Source organism: Micromonospora tarapacensis (assembly GCF_019697375.1).
Lineage (GTDB): Bacteria > Actinomycetota > Actinomycetes > Mycobacteriales > Micromonosporaceae > Micromonospora > Micromonospora tarapacensis.
Genome location: NZ_JAHCDI010000004.1, coordinates 4,145,484 through 4,164,082, shown reverse-complemented (window position 1 = coordinate 4,164,082; position 18,599 = coordinate 4,145,484). Strand labels below are relative to the sequence as shown.

16 protein-coding genes are annotated in these 18,599 nt (G+C 67.8%); 12 read left to right on the top strand and 4 right to left on the bottom strand.

Going from position 1 to position 18,599, the window contains the following annotated elements:
• Nucleotides 1-132 precede the first annotated feature (132 nt).
• Complete coding sequence (locus tag KIF24_RS24845) at nucleotides 133-8,067, top strand: SNF2-related protein (RefSeq protein ID WP_221086103.1); 7,935 nt, start codon at nucleotides 133-135, stop codon at nucleotides 8,065-8,067.
• Between the two features lie 195 nt (nucleotides 8,068-8,262).
• Here KIF24_RS24845 and KIF24_RS24840 read toward each other — a convergent pair whose 3' ends face one another.
• From KIF24_RS24840 to KIF24_RS24825, 4 genes are all read right to left on the bottom strand, one after another.
• Nucleotides 8,263-8,496: a hypothetical protein gene (locus KIF24_RS24840; protein WP_221086102.1), complete on the bottom strand. Its 234-nt coding sequence runs from the start codon at nucleotides 8,494-8,496 to the stop codon at nucleotides 8,263-8,265.
• A 100-nt stretch (nucleotides 8,497-8,596) separates the two neighbouring features.
• Nucleotides 8,597-9,130 carry an A24 family peptidase gene (locus tag KIF24_RS24835; protein ID WP_331461275.1) on the bottom strand — a complete coding sequence of 178 codons (534 nt, stop codon included), beginning with the start codon at nucleotides 9,128-9,130 and terminating at the stop codon, nucleotides 8,597-8,599.
• A gap of 276 nt (nucleotides 9,131-9,406) precedes the next feature.
• The gene (locus tag KIF24_RS24830; protein WP_221086100.1) at nucleotides 9,407-9,754 is read right to left on the bottom strand and encodes a hypothetical protein; all 348 of its coding nucleotides are present in this window, start codon (nucleotides 9,752-9,754) and stop codon (nucleotides 9,407-9,409) included.
• Between the two features lie 191 nt (nucleotides 9,755-9,945).
• Nucleotides 9,946-10,281 (bottom strand): hypothetical protein, encoded by a 336-nt coding sequence (locus KIF24_RS24825; protein ID WP_221086099.1) that lies wholly within the window; start codon nucleotides 10,279-10,281, stop codon nucleotides 9,946-9,948.
• A gap of 544 nt (nucleotides 10,282-10,825) precedes the next feature.
• On the opposite strand from KIF24_RS24825, the gene KIF24_RS24820 reads away from it, so the two are divergent.
• Genes KIF24_RS24820 through KIF24_RS24770 form a run of 11 tightly spaced genes read left to right on the top strand, consistent with a single transcriptional unit; the run spans nucleotide 10,826 to nucleotide 18,596 of the window.
• A complete protein-coding gene (locus KIF24_RS24820; RefSeq protein WP_221086098.1) occupies nucleotides 10,826-11,380 on the top strand; it encodes a hypothetical protein in 555 nt (184 codons plus the stop codon).
• Nucleotides 11,374-12,297: a hypothetical protein gene (locus KIF24_RS24815; RefSeq protein WP_221086097.1), complete on the top strand. Its 924-nt coding sequence runs from the start codon at nucleotides 11,374-11,376 to the stop codon at nucleotides 12,295-12,297. The genes KIF24_RS24820 and KIF24_RS24815 overlap by 7 nt, the downstream gene beginning before the upstream one ends.
• On the top strand, nucleotides 12,294-12,953 hold the full coding sequence (locus KIF24_RS24810) for an SAF domain-containing protein (RefSeq protein ID WP_221086096.1): 660 nt from the start codon (nucleotides 12,294-12,296) through the stop codon (nucleotides 12,951-12,953). Before KIF24_RS24815 ends, KIF24_RS24810 begins: the two co-directional genes overlap by 4 nt.
• A 2-nt stretch (nucleotides 12,954-12,955) precedes the next feature.
• Complete coding sequence (locus KIF24_RS24805; RefSeq protein WP_407939958.1) at nucleotides 12,956-13,756, top strand: ParA family protein; 801 nt, start codon at nucleotides 12,956-12,958, stop codon at nucleotides 13,754-13,756.
• Nucleotides 13,757-13,793: 37 nt separating this feature from the next.
• Nucleotides 13,794-15,275: a CpaF/VirB11 family protein gene (locus KIF24_RS24800; protein WP_230415873.1), complete on the top strand. Its 1,482-nt coding sequence runs from the start codon at nucleotides 13,794-13,796 to the stop codon at nucleotides 15,273-15,275.
• A complete protein-coding gene (locus KIF24_RS24795; protein WP_221086094.1) occupies nucleotides 15,272-16,174 on the top strand; it encodes a type II secretion system F family protein in 903 nt (300 codons plus the stop codon). Before KIF24_RS24800 ends, KIF24_RS24795 begins: the two co-directional genes overlap by 4 nt.
• Nucleotides 16,171-17,058, top strand: coding sequence for a type II secretion system F family protein (locus tag KIF24_RS24790; protein ID WP_221086093.1), 888 nt, complete (start codon nucleotides 16,171-16,173; stop codon nucleotides 17,056-17,058). The genes KIF24_RS24795 and KIF24_RS24790 overlap by 4 nt, the downstream gene beginning before the upstream one ends.
• A gap of 20 nt (nucleotides 17,059-17,078) precedes the next feature.
• Nucleotides 17,079-17,294 carry a hypothetical protein gene (locus KIF24_RS24785; protein ID WP_221086092.1) on the top strand — a complete coding sequence of 72 codons (216 nt, stop codon included), beginning with the start codon at nucleotides 17,079-17,081 and terminating at the stop codon, nucleotides 17,292-17,294.
• Nucleotides 17,243-17,737, top strand: coding sequence for a TadE family protein (locus KIF24_RS24780; RefSeq protein ID WP_331461274.1), 495 nt, complete (start codon nucleotides 17,243-17,245; stop codon nucleotides 17,735-17,737). The genes KIF24_RS24785 and KIF24_RS24780 overlap by 52 nt, the downstream gene beginning before the upstream one ends.
• Nucleotides 17,734-18,168: a TadE/TadG family type IV pilus assembly protein gene (locus KIF24_RS24775; RefSeq protein ID WP_221086090.1), complete on the top strand. Its 435-nt coding sequence runs from the start codon at nucleotides 17,734-17,736 to the stop codon at nucleotides 18,166-18,168. Before KIF24_RS24780 ends, KIF24_RS24775 begins: the two co-directional genes overlap by 4 nt.
• On the top strand, nucleotides 18,165-18,596 hold the full coding sequence (locus tag KIF24_RS24770) for a pilus assembly protein TadG-related protein (protein ID WP_221086089.1): 432 nt from the start codon (nucleotides 18,165-18,167) through the stop codon (nucleotides 18,594-18,596). The genes KIF24_RS24775 and KIF24_RS24770 overlap by 4 nt, the downstream gene beginning before the upstream one ends.
• Nucleotides 18,597-18,599 lie beyond the last annotated feature (3 nt).

Here is an 18,599-nt window from a genome sequence, read left to right as displayed (position 1 = left end):
TCGGCGGACTCCGCCGGATCCGAGCCGCCGGAGGTAGAAGCAGCATCGAGCGCGCCGAGATTCCGGCCGACGGAACAGGCCGATCTCGCGCCGCCCGGTGATGTCGCAAAGATCAGGGCGAACATCGCCGCCTTGCGCGTGCTGCGCGCCGTGCAGGCCGACCAGCGGCCCGCAACCGAGGACGAGCAACGGGTGCTCGCCCGCTGGTCGGGATGGGGCGCCGTCCCCGCCATCTTCGATCCGGACCGCGACGAGCACAGCACGTACCTGTGGGCGCGCGAGCAGCTTGCAGACCTACTCGACGAGACCGAGTGGCGTGCTGCACGACGGACGACCCTCAACGCCCACTACACCGATGCCTCAATTGTCAAAGCCGTGTGGGAAGCGGTGCAGCAGCTCGGCTTCACCGGCGGCGAGGTGCTCGAACCTGGGTCCGGCAGTGGCAACTTCATCGGATTCGCCCCCGATGGTGCGCGGATGGTCGGCGTTGAGCTGGACCCGACAACCGCGGCCATCAGCGCGGCGCTGTACCCGGATGCTCGGATTTTCAACGAGAGCTTCGCAGATACCCGCGTCTCCACTGGTGCCTTCGACCTGGTGATCGGCGACGTCCCCTTTGGCAAGGTCAGCTTGACCGATCGGCGGCACAACCCCGGTGGGCACCGCATTCACGACCACTTCATGATCAAGAGTTTGCACCTGCTGCGGCCGGGCGGGCTCATGGCAGTCCTCACCTCGCACTACAGCATGGACCGCACCAACCCGGCGGCCCGCAGGGAGATCGCGTCACTCGCAGACCTCGTTGGCGCCGTGCGGCTGCCGTCACGCGCCTTGGCCAAGGCCAGCGGTACTAACGCCGTCGTTGATGTGCTGATCCTCCGTCGTCGCGAGGAAGGTCGTCCGGCCGCCAGTTCGCATGAGTGGGAGACCACTCGACGAATCACCGTGGGTGAGGAGGAATTCCCTGTCAATGGCTACTTTCTGGACCGCCCGGAGCATGTTCTTGGACGGCTCGGCGCGGGGGGTATTCACCGGGCCGATGAACTGGCCGTCGTCGGCGATCCTGACTGCGCGCCGGCGCTACGAGCCGCTCTGCGAGACATCGTCGGGGAGGCTAAAGCCCAGAGCCTGACCTACAGCGATGTTCCGCGGGCCAAGCAGCAGCCGATCGCGTTCGTCGCAGCCGCCGAGCAGCAGCCCGAGGGCTATCTGTCGGTGCTCAAAGACGGTGGGTTCACCCGGGTCATCGACGGCCAACCGCAGCCCCACATACCACCGAAGACACAAGCCGATGAGCTGCGTGAATTGCTGCGGCTGCGGAACATCGCGATGCGGCTGCTGGAGGCAGAGGCAGCGACGCTGGACGACACCGACGAGATCGACCACCTACGTACCGAGCTGGGTCGGCGTTACCACGGATATACCGCACGGTTCGGGCCGATCAACCGGTACAACACCTACGAGACGGGCAAGGTCGATGAGGAAACCGGCGAGCCGATCTTGCGCCGGGTCGCGCCTGCCCAGGGCGGATTCCGCACCGATCCCTTCGCCAACCTGGTTTACGCCCTGGAGCGTTTCGACGAAGGCGCCCAGATCGCCTACAAGTCCGACATCTTCATCACTCGTGCGATCGCACCTCGCGCGCCGAAGCTCGGTGCGGACACGCCCGAGGACGCCATCGCTATCTGCCGGGACGTGTACGGCCAGGTCACGCTGGAGCGGGTGGCGTGGCTTCTCGGCGTGGACGAGACCGAAGCGCGCCAGCAACTGGGCACCCTGGCCTTCGACGAGCCCGGTACGAACCAACTCGTCCCGGCGGCGGAGTATCTGTCCGGCAACGTGAGGGTCAAGCTGGACCAGGCCCGCGCCGCAGCAGAGGAAGACGAGCGGTACGCGTCGAACGTCGACGCGCTGACCGCTGTCAAACCGGTCGACCTCACCCCGGAGGAAATTCGCGTTCGCCTGGGCGCGAGCTGGGTCAGCGGCAGTACCGTCGAGCAGTTTCTTCAAGAGCTCCTGGACGATCCCACGCTCACAGTCGAACACGGTGACGGCGGCACCGACTGGGCGGTCTCCTCGAAGCGCCGCGCCACGACTCTCGCGACGAGCACGTGGGGCACCGAGCGCAGATCTGCGGTCGACCTCGCGGAGGATCTGCTGAAGCAGCGGCCGGTACGCGTCTACGACGTCGACCCGGTAACGGAGAAGCGCCGTCTGAACGCCGATGCCACTCTCGCAGCCCAGACCAAGGCGACCGAGATCAACGAACGGTTCAGCGAATGGCTGTGGGCGGACCCGCAACGAGCAAACGCCCACCTGACCATCTACAACGAGCGGTTCAACTCTCTCGTCCTACGCTCCTACGACGGAGCGAAGCTGACCCTGCCCGGCCTGGCTCTCACCTTCAAACCACACGCGCACCAGCACAGCGCGGTCGCCCGGATCGTCAACGAACCATCCGTCGGGCTCTGGCACGAGGTCGGCGCCGGCAAGACCGCCGAAATGGTCATGGGGGCGATGGAACTTCGCCGCCTGGGCCTCGCCCGGAAACCGCTGATTATCGTCCCTAATCACATGTTGGAGCAATTCAGCAGGGAGTTCCTCCAGCTGTACCCCCAGGCGCGGCTGCTCTCGGCCAGCAGCGCGGACCTGACTGCCGACCGTCGCAGGCTGTTCCAGGCCAGGGTGACGACCGGTGCTTGGGACGCCGTCATCATGACCCACCGCGCCTTCGAGCAGGTGGCCATGTCGCCCGAGTACCAGCGCACCTACCTCAAGGCGAAGATCGAGAAGCTGGAACTGCGGCTGGCGTCGGCGGAGGTCGCGGGGCAGAAGCGGCTGGTGAAGCAGCTCGAAGGCGCCATCAGCCGGGCTGAGGAGCGGATCAAGAAGAAGCTGTCCACCAAGAAGGATCCCGGCCTGACCTTCGAGATGATGGGCGTCGACTACGTTTTCGTTGACGAAGGTCACCTGTTCAAGAACCTGGAGCGATCGAGCCGGATCCCGGGGATGGGCATTCCCGGATCCAACAGGTCCACGGACTTGGACATGAAACTGCGGTGGCTGCGCGAGACCAGCGACCGGGTGGGCACCATCGCGACCGCGACCCCCGTCGCGAACTCCCTCGGCGAAGTCCACACCATGCTCATGTACCTCGCCCCGGACCGCATGCGTGCCCTGTATATCGACGAGTTCGACGCCTGGGCGGCGACGTTCGGCGAGACGGTCGAGGGAATCGAGGTCGTCCCGGAGGGTGGCGGCCTGCGAATGAACAGTCGGTTCGCCAAGTTCTACAACGTGCCGGAGTTGCTGCGACTGCTGCACCAGGTCGCAGACGTGAAGACGGCCGAAGACCTCGCCCTGCCCGTGCCCGCCCTCAAACAGCGCGAGGACGGCCAGCGCCTGCCCCGTACGGTGGTCGTTCCTGCCAGCGACGAGCTGGGCGACTACCTCACCGCTCTGGTTGACCGGGCCGACAAGGTCCGCCGCGGTGATGTCGATCCAACCGAAGACAACCTGCTGAAAATCACGCACAACGGCCGCTCCGCCGCCATGGACCTACGGTTGGTGCCACCCACGGCAGACGAGATCGCCGACGTGGTGCGCCGCTTCGAGGTGCTCGATGACGAGGGTGCCATTGCGGCGCTGGCTGCCAACCTTGCGGGGCTGTGGGCCCGACAGCGGCCCAACCCCTTGGACCCCACCACGACGGCGTGGCCCACCGAGTTGTGGCAAGACGGCGAACCGCTGTGGTCGGGGCAGTTCGACCACGGCACGGAACAAGCTCTGCTCCGCCTCGCCGACGCTCATTACTGGAGCGCCGGCCCGCTGACGAGCGGCCAGATCCTCGACACCCTGACCCATTACGACGGGCTCGGCCACGCCGACGTCCGGGAGCGGGTGGCCGAGGAGCTGATCGACCAATGGGCCACCGAACCACCGGACCCCCGGGTATGGGGGAGCTTCCAGTGGCCAGAGAGCGTTCGGGACGCCACCGGCCGAGTGGTCTGGAGCGGCGACCTGCCGCACACCCTCCAACAGACGCTCGCAGCCGCGTATCGGAAGGCGGACGACGAGAACCCGCTGACCGCAGACCGCCTCGCCGAACTGATGGACTCCTACGACCGTCTCGCGGACCCGGCGATCCGCGAGCGACTCGCCTCGGAGCTAGCCGGCCTGTGGAGCGAGCAACCACCCGCCGGGCCGCACATCGGCCACGACGGGGCACGGGCGGCGGAGACGGCATGGCCAGGTCCCATCGCTGGCCCTCCCAAGCTGCTGTGGGCAGGGCCGTTCAGCGAGGAGGTCCAAACGGCGCTGCTCGGCATCCGCGCCATCGACCCGGAGGCCCCCAGCAAGCTGACCGCCGCAGCGGAGACGATCGCCCGCATCTACGCCGAACACCGCGACGACACCTTCACCGACAGCGACGGCCAACCCCATTCGCGCCCCGGCGCGCTCCAGATCGTCTTCAGCGACCTCGGTGTGCCGGCCGCCGGATGGAACGCCTATGAAGAACTCCGGGATCAACTCGTCGCTCGTGGCGTGCCCCGGGCGCAGATCCGCTTCATGCACGAGGCCAGCAGCGATGTGGAGAAGGCCGCACTGTTCGCCGCCGCCCGCGACGGACGTATCAGCGTTCTGGTCGGCAGTACCGAGAAGATGGGCGTGGGCACCAACGTTCAGGCTCGCGCGGTCGCGTTGCATCACCTGGACTGCCCGTGGCGGCCCGCAGACCTTCAGCAGAGGGAAGGCAGGATTCTCCGGCAAGGCAACCAGAGCGGTGAGGTCGAGATCATCCGGTACGTCACCGAGGGCTCGTTCGACGGTTTCATGTGGCAGACGGTCGCGAGGAAGGCCGAGTTCATCGCGCAGCTTATGCGTGGCCGGCTCGACGTGCGTGAGATCGAAGATATCGGCGATGCCGCCCTGTCCTACAACGAAGTGAAAGCCCTAGCCACCGGCAACCCCTTGCTGCTCGACCAAGCGGCACTGCAAGCCGAAGTGACCAAGCTGGAGCGGCTGGAACGCTCACACCACCGCGAGCGGGATCGGATGGCCTGGGTCCGGCGGGAACGCGAGCAGGACACGAGCATTCTGCGGGCCGAAATCCAGGAGGCTACCGCAGCGCAAGCGCGCCGGGTCGACACCACCGGGGACAAGTTCCACATCACCGTGCTCGGCCAGGGCACCGGAGAGCGCAAGCAGGGCAACGCCCTTCTACGTGACGCGCTCAAGGCCCTCACCGTGCCGCCGCCACGCGGCGAGCAGGAGGTCGCCACGATCGGAGGGTTCCCGGTCGTCGCGGAACATCGGTGGATCGAAGCCCAGAACCGGCGACTGCTGTACGTCAACATGCCGGACCTGCCCCGAGCCGAGTTCGCCCTGTCTCACACCGAACTGGACACCGCAGATCTGGTCGGCCGGCTGGAAAAGCGTCTGCGGGGGCTCGACGCCATCGTGGGGCTGCTGCAACGCGACCTCGCCGCCAAGGAACAGGACCTCGACCGGATCACGGGCAGCCTGGACGCGCCCTTCAAACACACCGACGCCCTGCGTACTGCCCGCCTCCGGCTGGAGGAGGTGAACGCGCAGATCGCCACGGCGAGTAGGTCCGAGCCGGCAGCGACCCCGACCAACGCTCCGGCCGAGGCCACGGCGGCGCCGAGGCGCGTCGACCCGGCCATCATCCGTGCCGGCCGGCCCGGACATCCCGACGGCAACGACACCATGCAGGTCCTCACCCTCACCGCCGCAGCCATCCAAACCTACGGCTGGGTGTCCCGCCGGGACGCCGACGTCAGCGCCGGCAAACTCGTGCCGACCGCCGCCATCGTCGACACCGCCATCAACGGCGACGGATACGACGCCACCGGGCTGCGGGAGGACCTGGAGGCAGCCGTCACCGACGAAACCCGCGCCTACGCCGCCGCAGCACGCGAGCACGCCATCGGACTACCCGACCGTGACGTCAGCGACTACGCCTACCAACTGCGGATCGCCGCCACCGAGAACACCGTCAGCCCACGCCACTTCGCCACCCTGGTCTCCGCCGTCTCCAGCTACCAGCGCCACCTACAAGACCGAGCGATCCGAGAGACCACCGCAAGCTCCACCTGGCAGGGCAAAAAGGGCGACCAGGTCAGCTTCAACGCCCGCGTTCTCGCCGCCCGCAGCTACAACCGCCAACGGCGCGGCGCCCAATCCGCTGCCACCACGCTCTACCTAGCCGACGCGACCGGCAACCTGTGGACGTGGCGGGCTCCTAACCTCAACGCCTTCCAGGACGGCACGTACGTCCACGTCACCGGCAAGATCAAGGGCCACGACACCACGGATGGCCACCGGCAGACCGAACTCGGCCGATGCGTCCTCGCCCTGATCGACACGCCCCCGGACTGGCCGAGAGCCCACGACGACACAACCAGCCAGGCGGCCGAAGCCACACCGACCCCACCTGATCCCGCATCGCCGGCACAGTCTGCGACTCCAACGCCACCGGCCAGAGTGGCCGTGACGACGCCGGTGAACCTCGACGCCTGGGCGGCCGGCCCCGGCGCACGAGCGAGCGCTGCCGACATTGCCTGGCTATCCGAGGTGATGACCGGACTGGCCAACGACCCGCAGGCGCAGATGTGGGCACTCGCCAACCCGCTCGACAACTTCGCGCACCCATTCGCCAACATGCTCGCCGACACCCTGATGGACGCCTTCGAGGAGCGCACTGACCTCCTCCGGTGGGCGTACTTCGGCGGCAAACAGGACCAGGTCGCGTTGCAGGAAGCCGCCACCGAGGCGGTCCACGCCGCGATCCGTTCCGCCACCGACCTTCAGGCCCACACAGCACAGGTTGACGCTGAGCCAGAAGCTACCCAGCCGGTCGGAGCACCGTCCGCCGCCTCGGGCGACGAGCCGAACGCCGATCCTGACCACGACGCGGAGTCTGAGCACGAGGAGTCCATCCCGGCTTCCGATCCCGCGGAACCGGTAGCTAACAACGACCTGGAGCAGCGGGAGCAGCAGATCCGCCGCCGCGAGATCATGTTGAAGATCGAGGAACACGCCGCCGGTTACCACCGAAGCACGGGATCGGCTCACCGCTACATCGCCGACATGGTCAACGCGACACCACAGGAACTGGAGTGGATCAAGAGCTGCATCGCCGACCATCCCGAAGTGTTGGAGCTGCCGTACCGAACGCCCGCGCAGTGGGATCAGCTCCGGCAGCGGCGCGGCGAGGAGGCATTCCAGCAGGCTGAGGCTGCCCACGCCGCAGAGGACCTGGCTGGCGCACTGGATTGGCTTGACGAGGCACGGGCATGCGGTGTCCTGTCCCTTGCCGAGTGGCACGCCGGCCGGGACTACGTGCAAACGCACGAGCCCACCGTCGACCAACCCACGTCCGCCCCACCGCCGGACACCCCGGAACACGCCGATCAGCCCGAGCAGCACATGCCCGAGGAAGACACGCCGGTTGACAGGAGATCCCAGGTACGACAGCGCCAACTGGTGCTCGCGCTCGAACAGTACGGAGCCGGCTACCACCACATCACCGGCGACGGCATGCGGTCCGCAGCCGAAGCGGCTCGCGCGACACCGCAGGAGTGGGAGTGGATGGCAGCCTATGTCCGGGCCAATCCGCAGGTGTTGGAGGGCGAGCGCCTTGGTGACGCCCGTATCTACGAGATCAACCGCAAGGCCGCCAAGCGAGCGTTCCAGGCTGCTACCGAGGCGATGAAGCGCGGTGACTTTGGCCTGGCACTGGAGCGGCTCGACGACGCCGAGGTGCACTGTCCGGACGGAAATCCGGACCGAGGCGGTAGCTGGGATCACTATCGCGGCATTGTCGCGAGCAAGGCGGGCGCTAGCGGGTCAGGGGAACAGGAGCCGGCCTCTGCCTCGCCGCCCAGGGATGAGGGCGTGGGGATCGAGGGGCGTCCACGGCCCGCAGCCCTGGCCCGGGTCGGTCACGCGACCCCGCAGCCGGCCCCGGCAGCCGGCCCCGGCAGCCCATCGACCGACGCTGCTGTGGCGGGTACCGTCGCTCGGAACGTCCGTGGTCGGTGAGCACCGAGTTGCGTGACGATGGCGATGCCGGCCGAAGCTGGCTGGTCAGGGTGACCACGGGGGAGCCACCCTGACCAGCGGTCCAGCAACCGTACGAGCCGCCGCCTACCTGTGACAACTGACCAAGTGGGTGGCTCCGAACCAACTTGAGCGGCGCGGGCAGACCGGGCGAGTGAAGGAGCGGTGCCGATCGGCCTATGACTCGTAGTAGATGGTCAAGATGTACGTAGACCAATCGGGCTCCGGGTGCGCTGCCTTGTCCTCCCATTGCAGCGAGGCGACGTACACGTCCGGGTTCTGCACAATCCACTGCGTGGCGGCAGCGAAGACCTCGGCGCGGCTGTGTCCACCGAACTCGGCCGCCCGCACCGTCGTAATGTGCCGCACCTCCGGTAGAGGGCGCAGGTTGTGAAGGGATCCATCGGTCACTGTTCCTCCTCAAGCGGTGACGACCTACCTAACGGGGCTACGCCGTCGAACGGCACCAGCATGAAGAGGACCGGGGACGGGTGACGGGCCGGTCGTCCCGTCATCCGGCACCTGGAGCGACCCCGTTGAGCGCGGTCACCACGATCGTGGCTATCGCCGCGAGCACCATGAATGGTCCATGCGGAATGGCGTCTTTGCGTCCCGCCCGTCTCAGTACCAGCAGTACGACGGCCGCGAGCCCAGTGAGTACCAAGCCGAGGAACGTGGCGACCGCGACTGCGGGCCATCCCGCCCAGCCGACGGTGATACCGAGCCCGAACGCCAACTTGGCGTCGCCGAGACCAATCCCGCCCCGGGTCAGCAGTGACATCAGGAGGTAGAAGAACGCCGCGCCGGCACCGGCGGCCAGCGCTTCGACCAACCGGTGGGCTTCGCCCGTGATGAGGGACTGCGCCCCGAGGGCAGCCAGCGAGCCAGCCGCGAGTAGCGCGGTCAGCCGGTCCGGCAGACGGTGGACCGCAAGGTCGACGACCGCGAGGATGATGCCGACCAGCGCCATCCAGCAGTACGCGAGCAGCGGCAGCGCGTCATTGGCCACAGCCGCGAGGATGCCGAGCGACAGCGCCGCCGCCACCTCCACCGACGCCCGTGGCGGCCCCACGGCCAGCCCACACCCATGACACCGACCAGACCACAGCCCGGCGAGGGCCCGCCACGTGGCCCCATCGCCGGCCATCCGGCGGTCGCAGCGTGGACACGCGGTACCTCGGGCGGGACCGCTCGGTACCGAATAGCGGAAGGCTTCCACCCGCAGGAGCGGCCCGGCCGCTATCCCGAGTCCCGCCGAGAGCACAGCAACCAACGGACTCATCCCGGTACCGATCGTTGCCAACCATCACGGCGCCGGGCGTCAGGAAGCCCTGGCATCCGGCTGCCCTTCATCGTGTTGGGCGTGAGACTCGCTGCGGTGCAAGGCGCGGCCCAAGGCCCGGATTGTCTCCAACCGGCGCCGTCCCGCCCTCGTGAGGGTCAGTAGTCGATGCCCGTCGGCGAAGGTCTCTCTCGCGAGCCCGTTCTCGGCCAGGCGGTGAACGGTGCGAGTGATCTCGCCATCGCCGATGCGGTTGCCAGTCCACTCAGTGATCGCGCTGGCCAGCTCGCCGTACCGCATCGGTCGCTCGCCGAGGCACACCACCGCACCAATCACATGTTGATATTGAAGAATGTCCCGAATTTCCAGCAGATCCCCGAATTCCACCCCGCCCCCCGTACCGCGTCGCCCCCGTACCGCGTCGCCCCCGTACCGCGTCGCCCGTGCACGCTATCGGGTGTCAGCTACCCGACAGTAAGGCACCAGTGTGCAGGCGGTAGTGACCTCGCTGTCAAGGGAGTAGATGAAGAGTTTGTGCGGCGTTCAGGCAATTCCAGACAAAATAGTCGATCGACGTGTCATCCAATAGCCACCCGGTCGGCGGGGTGGGTGGTCGGACTGTCGAGCCCCTTGAAGTCCACGACCCGCTCGACCAACTCGCAGACCTTCCTGCCCTTGTGGGTCAGTATGAGCAGGGGCTGCCCGTCGAGGCTCGGGCTCGCCAGTCCGGTCACCGTGCCGGCGGCCGTCAGCGCCGCGATTGCTGTATCGATGGCGTCACCGTACGTGCATAGCTCCGGGCAGTGCTGCGGAAGGCGACCGTCTCTTACGGCAAGAAGAACGTCGACTATCAATGGGGTGGCGAAAAAGTCAATTACGGACTGTAATTCGCTGCGGTCGTTGGGCATCCCCATCTGGCTTCCCGTGAGTGGCGGCCGTATTCGCCGTCATCGGTGGTCGAAGCTTGATGGCCACAGTGTGACGGTGACGAGGGGACGGTACAAGAGGGAAACATCATCTCTGTGCTTCCCCTGCACATGTAGGCGCGACATGTACCGAGAGTGAGGGTGCATCGCGTGTGAGGCGATGGCGCGGTGATGGCCCGGCCAGCCCTGTAGCGCCTGTGGCTGAGCGAGAACGGGAGGTCGTCGCCCGGATGTGCGTTCCCTTGGGTACGCACCGCCGTGTGCGCACCCAAGGGAACGCACGGTGGAGACGCACCTGACGGTGCGTAGCGGCGGCCAGTTCGCATGCGCTAAGACCAATGGGTGCGTCCTACCGCAGGGGGAGGTGACCGGGGATGTCCAGTCGTTCGATGCTCAGTTCCAAGCTGTTCGCCAACGTTCGACCGGCTGTCGAAGTGCCGTCGTTCGGTCTCGCCGACGAAGCTGGAGCGGGGACATCATCCCCACCAGTTGGCCCGTCTCGGTGCGGCCACGACGGCAGGGAGACATCCAGATGACGACGCGAATCAAGGTGAGCAACTCGTTCGTCCTCACGTTGGGGGTAGCGCTGTGCGTGCTCGTGGGGTGTACGTCGGAGCCCTCGTCCGAACCGGACGCCACATCGACGTCGTCCGCGGCTGCGACAGCGGCGCCCACCCCTGACGCCGTTGAGGAGCAGGCCCGGCACGAGGTCCTCGCCGCCTACAACGGCTACCTGGAGGCGTACATCACGGCATCCGCCACGGCCAACTACCGCACCAAGGAACTGGCCACGTACGTGGGCGAGCCGCTGCTCGGCCAGCTACTCAACAACCTGTACAACATGTCGCGCAGCGGCGTGCGCAACGAGGGTCGCCCGACCTGGAGCCCGACCGTGACAGAGCTCCGCCTCGACGCGAACGAGGCAGTGATCCAGGACTGCTTCGACTCGACGAACTGGAACGCGGTCGGAGGCAAGGCCCAGCCGACCGCGCAGGCGAAGAAGTACCCGGTGGTCTTGAAGGCCAAGCGGGTCAACGACAAGTGGTACGTGTACGAATCGACCGCTCAGCGGAGTTCGACATGCTGACTCGGACCCTGCGGCGTGCTCTGCTGATCGCCGCCGCCGTCATCGCCGTCCTCGGATCCGCCGCAGCCCCCGCCCAGGCGGAGGACGTCTGGGTGTGTCCTCCGGTGGGGGACTGCTACCTGGTGATTGAGAAGCCCGGTGACGGAGGCGGCGACACGCCGCCGGGCGGGGGCGAAGGCGGCGGTACGCAGGAGTGCACCTCCAACGGCGTCGTCGTGCCGTGCTGGCAGGCGGGCTGGGGGTATCTCAACCCGGCGGACGGCTGCTACTACATCGTTGAATCTCCGCAGCCCGCAGCAGGAGATCCAGCGTGGGAGGGTCACGAGCCCGGCGACGGGGCGGTGTACCGGCAGCGGTGCTATGGCGATGTCATCGGCGCCCTGGTGTGGCGGGAGGATCCGCCGCCGGGAACACCCGGAAGCCTGAGCCCGGCGCAGCTAGCGGCTCGGGCTATCAAGGAACTGCCGATGCGTGGCGCCCAGATCGGTATCAGCCCGAACCCGTCCGGCACCGGGCTGGTGGGCCTGCCGGTGTGGATGTGGACCGCCGTCACACCGCAGACCTGGGGGCCGATCACGGCAACGGCCTCCGTGCCTGGCTTGTCCGTGACCGCCCGGGGTCAAGCCACCAAGATCAGGTGGGAGATGGGGGACGGCCGGTCCGTCACCTGTGGCAACCCGGGTACCCGGTATGACAAGGCCAAGCACGGTGCCTCGGAGTCCCCGACGTGCGGCTACGACGACGGCTACTCGCTGCCCAGCCGCACAAAGTCTGGCGGCCGGTACACGATCACCGCCACGACCACGTGGCACATCGACTGGTGGGTGGTCGGTGGCGGTGCGACCGGGACCGAGACGGTGACTCGCGAGTCCACAACATCAGTCCGCATCGACGAGCTTCAGGTGGTGACCGGGTGACGTCCACGACGGACGACGTTTCGAGTCTTTCCAGGACAGCCATTCCGCAGCGGCGGGTGGTCCGCGAGCGCAGCGTACGCCGTGGCCGTCTCGGCGTGGCGGTAGCCCTCATGGCCGTGTGCGCCCTCGGCGCGGTCGCGCTGTTCGGGTACGTGAGCCGAACCCAGCCATACCTGGCGGTCGCCAGGGATGTGCCGGTGGGCGCCCAGCTCACCGCTGCCGACTTGGTCACCGTGCACCTCAACCCGGATCCGGGGATCGCCTCGGTGTCGAGCAATCGGATCCAAGCTGTGGTCGGCAAGTACACCTCGGTGGCGCTGCTGCCCGGCACCCTGCTCAACGCGGGTGCCCTGGTCGACAAGCCGTTCCCCGGACCCGGCGACCAGGTGGTCGGCCTGTCTCTCAAGGCCGGGCAGATGCCGTCCACGCCATTGAGGCCGGGAGCGACCGTGCTGCTCGTGTCCACCGAGGAAGCGACCCAGGACAAGCCGACTGCTGCGGCGCCCACGATCCGGGCCACGGTTGTGCACGTCATCGCGGGGGCACGCGACGGCACGGCCACCGTGTCGGTCGCGGTACGCGAAAGTGATGGACCCGTCGTCGCTCGCCTGGCGGCGCAGGGCCGGTTGGTGCTGACCCTGACAGCGGGGAATTGACAATGGCGGTCATCTGTCTCGCGAGTGCCAAGGGATCGCCAGGGGTGACCACCGCTGGGTTGGCGTTCGCTCTGACCTGGTCGCGCCCGATCGTGCTCGCTGAGTGCGATCCGGCCGGTGGCGACATTGCGGCCGGCTACCTGCGGCACCTGGAGCTGGACGGCGGGCACGGTCTGATGCAACTCGTCGTGGCCGAACTGCGGGGGCAGTCCGGCGAGCAGTTCTGGTCCCAACTGGTCGACCTGGACCCTCCCGGGGCGCGACGCCTGCTGCTGCCCGGTATCGCGACCTCCGCCCAGGCGGCCAGCCTCGATCCCAACTGGTACAGCCTCGCGGGCTTTTTTGCCTCACTTGAACACGGCGACCCAGGGTTCGACGTCATCGCCGACTGCGGGCGACTCGTCGCCCCACACGCCCCCTGGCCACTGCTGAGCCGCGCAGACCTCGTCCTGTTGCTGGTGAAGCCGACGTTGTCCTCTCTCTTGCCGGCCCGCGCCGTTGTGCAGACGCTGCTTTCGGCCGCCGGCCCCGGCAGCGACGGCCGGATCGGGTTGTTGGTGGTAGGCGACGGCGACTACGACGACCGCGCCGTGTCTCGACACCTCGACGTGCCGGTGATCGCTCATCTGCCCGACGACGGCCGATCCGCCCACGTGCTCGCGCACGGCGGCACCGTCCGCACCAAGCGGCCGTTGTTGCGCGCGGCGGCGGCAGCTGAGGACAAGGTCATGCGATTCATCACCGGCCGACGCGACCGCCTCCGTGGTCCTGGCATCCGAGAGGCCATGCATGTCGACGTTTGAGCACCCCCGGTGGCGCGACCCGGTCGACGGGGTATCCATGGCGCAGGGCGCATCCCGGGCGCCACAGAACGGCCACGCCAACGGCACCGTCGCCGCGCTCGTCGCGTCGCCCTCGCAGGCACTCGTCCCGGCGGTGGACGAACCTGACTACGCGGTTATCCGGTCACTTCAGAACGCGGTCAGCGACGAGTTGTCGCGCTTGCTGGCAGGGCGTGAGTACATCAGCCCGGCCGATCGAGAGGCCGAGGGGCGACGGATCGCATCGCGGCGCGTCGGCGAGTACATCGACCAGCAAAGGATGAGCGGTAGCCCGCTCAGCAGCGACTACGAGCGGCGATTGCTTGACGGGGTGCTCGCGGCGCTGCTGGGCCTTGGCCGGCTTGATCGGCTGCTGCGCGAGCCCTTCGACACCATCACCATCCTTGGTGCCGACGGCGTTCGAGTTGAGCGTCCGGACGGGCGCGTTGATTTCGAGGCGCCAGTCGCGGACAGCGACGAGGAACTCGTCCTGCTGCTTCAGGCGCTCGCGCGTCGTGCCGGCGGCACCGAACGGGCGCTGACCAAGGACAAGCCCACGCTGAGCATGGAGATGCCCGGCGGGCAGCGTCTCGCGGCGACGTATCTGGTGACGCAGCGGCCCGTCGCGGTCATCCGTAACCACCAGATTCTCAAGGTAACCCTTGATGAACTCGTCACCCTCGACCAGGCAGACCCGAACAAAAGCGCCATGATCGATCCGGTCCTGCGGGACTTCCTCCGCGCCGCGATGATGGCCGGCCTCAACATCATGGTCGCCGGTGTGCCAGGCAGCGGTAAGACCTCACTCTTGCGGGCGCTGGCGAGCGAGATCCCACCTGACGAGTGGATGATCGTCATGGAGGAAGCTCGCGAGCTGGGCCTGCACAAGACCGGCAGCCACCCATGGGCAGTCTCCATGGAGACCCGGGAGGGCCACGGTGAGCGAGGTCCGGACGGCCGGCCAGTCGGCGAGATCACGCTTGACGACCTGATTCCGATCGGGTTGCAGCTCAACGCGAGGCGCATCATCGTCGGCGAGGTCCGGTCCCGGGAGGTCGTCGCCATGCTCCAGGCGATGGGCACGACCAACGGGTCCCTGTGCACGATCCACGCCCGCGAGCCCGGTTTGGTCTTCGACCGCGTTGTGGAGCTGGCGCTCAGCCACCGCGACGAGCGGTCCGACCGGCGCGCGTATCTCCAGGTGGCGAACGCCCTTGACCTGGTCGTCTACGTCAACCTCATCGACGAGAGCGCAATCGGGGGCCGCAAGCACCGGTTCGTTTCCCACGTGATCGAGGTGGGCGGCCTGGTGGAGGACGGCCGGCCCCGCACCACCCAGATCTTCGGGCCTGGGCCGGACGGCCGTGCCGTGCCGATGCACCAGCCGGATCGGCTCAAGCAGCACTTCCTCCTTGCTGGCTACGACCCGACAGTCCTGACCGCGCACCGCGGACGGGGTGCGTGGCCTCGGCCGCTACCCCGGCTGGGGGTACGGGGGTGAACCCAATCCTCATCGCCGCCATGCTCGGCGCCGGTCTCGTCGGCAGCCTCGCGTTGGGCATCACAGCGCTCGCCGGGACCGCCGAACCGGAACGGCCGCCGCCGCCGTGGGCGACGCGAGTCCGCTGGCTCTGGTACGGATCCGGCACCGCCAGGCAAGCCCAACGCCGCCACCAAGCCTGGGTGCTCGGCGCGCTCGCGGCCGGGATCCTCGCCTGGGTCATCAGCGGGGTACCCGTGGCAGCCCCACTCGTCGCCCTCGCCGTTCCGGGCGTGCCCTGGCTGATGTCCGCGGGCAAGGAGGAACAGCGCTCCATCACCCGGGTCGAGGCGGTGGAGGCATGGACCCGCCGCCTACGCGACGTCGAGGACTCCGGCGTCGGGCTCCAGGAGGCCATCGTCGAGACCGCGCAGACCGCTCCGGAGGCGATCACCGTCGAGGTCCAGTTGCTCGCCGCGCGGATTCAAGCCGGATGGGAGGCCGAAACGGCGCTCTACGAGTTCGCCGAAGCCCTCCAGGATCCGGTGTGCGACCAGGTTGTCGTGGCGCTCGCGCTGCACCTCAGCGACCGGGGCGCCAAGCTGACCGACGCGCTGACCGGCATCGCAGAAGCGGCGGCCGACGAGGTCGCGATGCGCCGCGAAACGTCCTCGAAGCGATCCCGGGCGCGATTCCAGATCCGGTTCCTCACTATCGGGTCGGTCCTGCTGGTCGCCTTCGGCCTGGCCAGTGGCCAGTACACCGCCCCGTACGCCGACACCCGCGGTCAGGTCGTGCTCGCCGTCCTAGCGTGCGCCTTCATCGGCTGCCTGTGGTGGGCACGGACGTTGAGCCTGCCACCGGCAGAACAACGGTTCCTGTCCGCAGCCCCAAGCACCGCCGGGCGGAGCCCGTCATGACACCCACCTGGATCAGCATCACCGCCGTACTCGGTGCAGCATTCGGCCTTGCAGTGTTCCTCGCCGTCCACGAGCTACGCCCGGCCAGCCCAGCGCTCGGCCCGGCACTCGCCCGCCTGCAACCTCCGACCGGCGGGGTGGCGCCCCAGTCCGGGCGGTCCAAGGCCATCGGCCGCCTGGCTACCCGCATGCAACGGATCATCCCAGCCACCGATCTACGGCTGCTGGGTCGAACCCCCGAGGAGTTCGTCACCAGCCTCATCGTCACCGGCCTGATCGGGCTCGCCGTACCGTCGGTCCTGCTCGGCTTGCTGGCGCTGATGGGACGCAGCTTCGGCACCGGCGTACCGGTCGGCGCCGCGATTGGCTTCTCCGCGCTGCTCATCCTCATCGTCTACCGGGACGTCGGCCAGAAGGCCGTCGTCGCCAGGCGTGAGTGCCGCCGTGCGGTTTGCACGTTCATCGACCTGGTCGCGTTGCAGCGCGCGGCAGGACGCGGCACCGAGGAATCGCTCATTCGAGCGGCCAGCAAAGGCACCGGCTGGGTCTTCGCCCGGATCCGGCAAACCCTGCTGCGAGCCGAACTGTCCGTGTCGGCGCCGTGGGACGGGCTCAAGGAACTCGGGACCGACCTTGGCGTGCCGGAACTGGGCGACCTCGGCGACATCATGCAAGCCGCAGGCGTCACGGGTGCCCAGGTCTACCGGACGTTGCGGGCCCGAGCCACGTCCCTACGCGCCCAGATCCGGACCGACGAGTTGGCCCGCGCCGAACTGCGCACCTCGCAACTGGAGATTCCCGGCGCTCTGCTGCTGGTGGTGCTCATGCTGCTGGCTCTCTACCCCTTCGCGGCACGGCTGCTCGCCGCGCCCACCGTCAACTGAGCACGAAACAGGAGGTTGCCATGGATGCCACCAACCCATCCGTTTGGACCATGTACGCCCTGCGGCTACTCGCCACGCTACGCCGCGATGACCGGGGCGAAGTCGTGCCGACCGCGATCATCTACGCAATCGCGGCCGTCATCGCGCTCGCCCTGCTCACCGCCGCATCCGACTACGTGTACGGATGGATCGGGCTATGGCCGGACGCCGCAGCCCCGGCTGTGCCTGCACCGTGATGAATACCCCAGTCAGGCTCCTGGGCCGGTGGCCACGCTGGCTCAGGAACCTGACCGGCGACCGAGGTTCGAGCAACATCGAGATGGCGATCTTGTTCCCCACCTTCGTGATGTTGATCCTCCTCGGTGTGCAGGTCGCGAACATCTTCTACGGGCGCACGGTCGCCCTGGCCGCGGCGCAGCAAGGTGCCGCCGCCGAGTCGGCCAACCGTGCCCCGGACGGTGCCGGCCAAGCGCAGGCCAGCGCCTACCTGACCCGCATGGGCGACGTACTCAACGACTGGGAGATAGCGGTCACCCCCGTAACCGAGGCAGCCGCCGAGCCCACGGCGGTGCGGGTCACCGTCACCGGTACCACCCTCGGCTGGCTGGGAATGCGGTTCCAGGTCAGCCAGACCGCCTACAGCCCAATTGAGCGGTTCACCACAGAGAGCGATTCGTGAGACGGCAACCAGGGAGACAACGCGGCTCGGTCACTATCGAGCTGGCTATTCTGGCGCCCAGCCTGCTACTGGTTGCCAGCTTCGCCATGCTCGTCGGCCGGATCTCCCTGGCAAATGCCGCGCTCGACGCCGCGACCTACTCCGCTGCGCGAGCCGCGTCGCTCGCCCGCGATTCGGCCACCGCGCAGAGCCGCGCCGAGTCCTCGATTCAAACCACCCTCGACGCGCAGGACATTCACTGCCTCAACCTGCTCGTCAGCGTGGACACCACACAGTTCGCCCGCGATGTCGGCGAGCCGGCCAGCGTGACCGTCACCGTCGAGTGCCGCGTCGACCTGTCCGCAGGCGCGATGCCAGGCATGCCGACCTCTCGGTGGATCACTGCCGCCTACAGCTCACCGCTCGATCTGTTCCGGAGCAGGACCGGATGACCCGCCGCCTATCCACACGCCCGATCGGCCGCGACGCCGGCCGTATCGGGCTGTTCTACGCCATCGTTTTGCCCGGCCTGATCGCCATGATCGGCCTAGCCGGCGATGGCGCCGGATACATCCGCACCACCCAGCGGGCGAACAACATCGCCGCCGAGGCAGCCAGGGCGGGCGGACAGGCAATCCGACTACCCGAAGCTATCAACGGCGAGACGAAGGAAGTCGACACGACCAAAGCCATCGACGCCGTCGTGGACTACCTCACGACCGCAGGCATCACCGACTGGCAGGCCACCGTCGACGACGACGGACAGCAGCTCACCGTCACGGTCACCGTGCAGTACGACCCACTCTTGGTCGACGTCCTGCCCGGTGTCACGACGATCCCCGCAAATGCAACCGTCACCGCAACACTGCTGGTGGGATGATCC

Coding starts and splice junctions, on each gene's coding strand:
- KIF24_RS24825 (WP_221086099.1), bottom strand. CDS start 10,281: ATGGGGATGCCCAACGACCGCAGCGAATTACAGTCCGTAATTGACTTT.
- KIF24_RS24820 (WP_221086098.1), top strand. CDS start 10,826: ATGACGACGCGAATCAAGGTGAGCAACTCGTTCGTCCTCACGTTGGGG.
- KIF24_RS24815 (WP_221086097.1), top strand. CDS start 11,374: ATGCTGACTCGGACCCTGCGGCGTGCTCTGCTGATCGCCGCCGCCGTC.
- KIF24_RS24805 (WP_407939958.1), top strand. CDS start 12,956: ATGGCGGTCATCTGTCTCGCGAGTGCCAAGGGATCGCCAGGGGTGACC.
- KIF24_RS24800 (WP_230415873.1), top strand. CDS start 13,794: ATGGCGCAGGGCGCATCCCGGGCGCCACAGAACGGCCACGCCAACGGC.
- KIF24_RS24790 (WP_221086093.1), top strand. CDS start 16,171: ATGACACCCACCTGGATCAGCATCACCGCCGTACTCGGTGCAGCATTC.
- KIF24_RS24785 (WP_221086092.1), top strand. CDS start 17,079: ATGGATGCCACCAACCCATCCGTTTGGACCATGTACGCCCTGCGGCTA.
- KIF24_RS24780 (WP_331461274.1), top strand. CDS start 17,243: ATGGATCGGGCTATGGCCGGACGCCGCAGCCCCGGCTGTGCCTGCACC.
- KIF24_RS24770 (WP_221086089.1), top strand. CDS start 18,165: ATGACCCGCCGCCTATCCACACGCCCGATCGGCCGCGACGCCGGCCGT.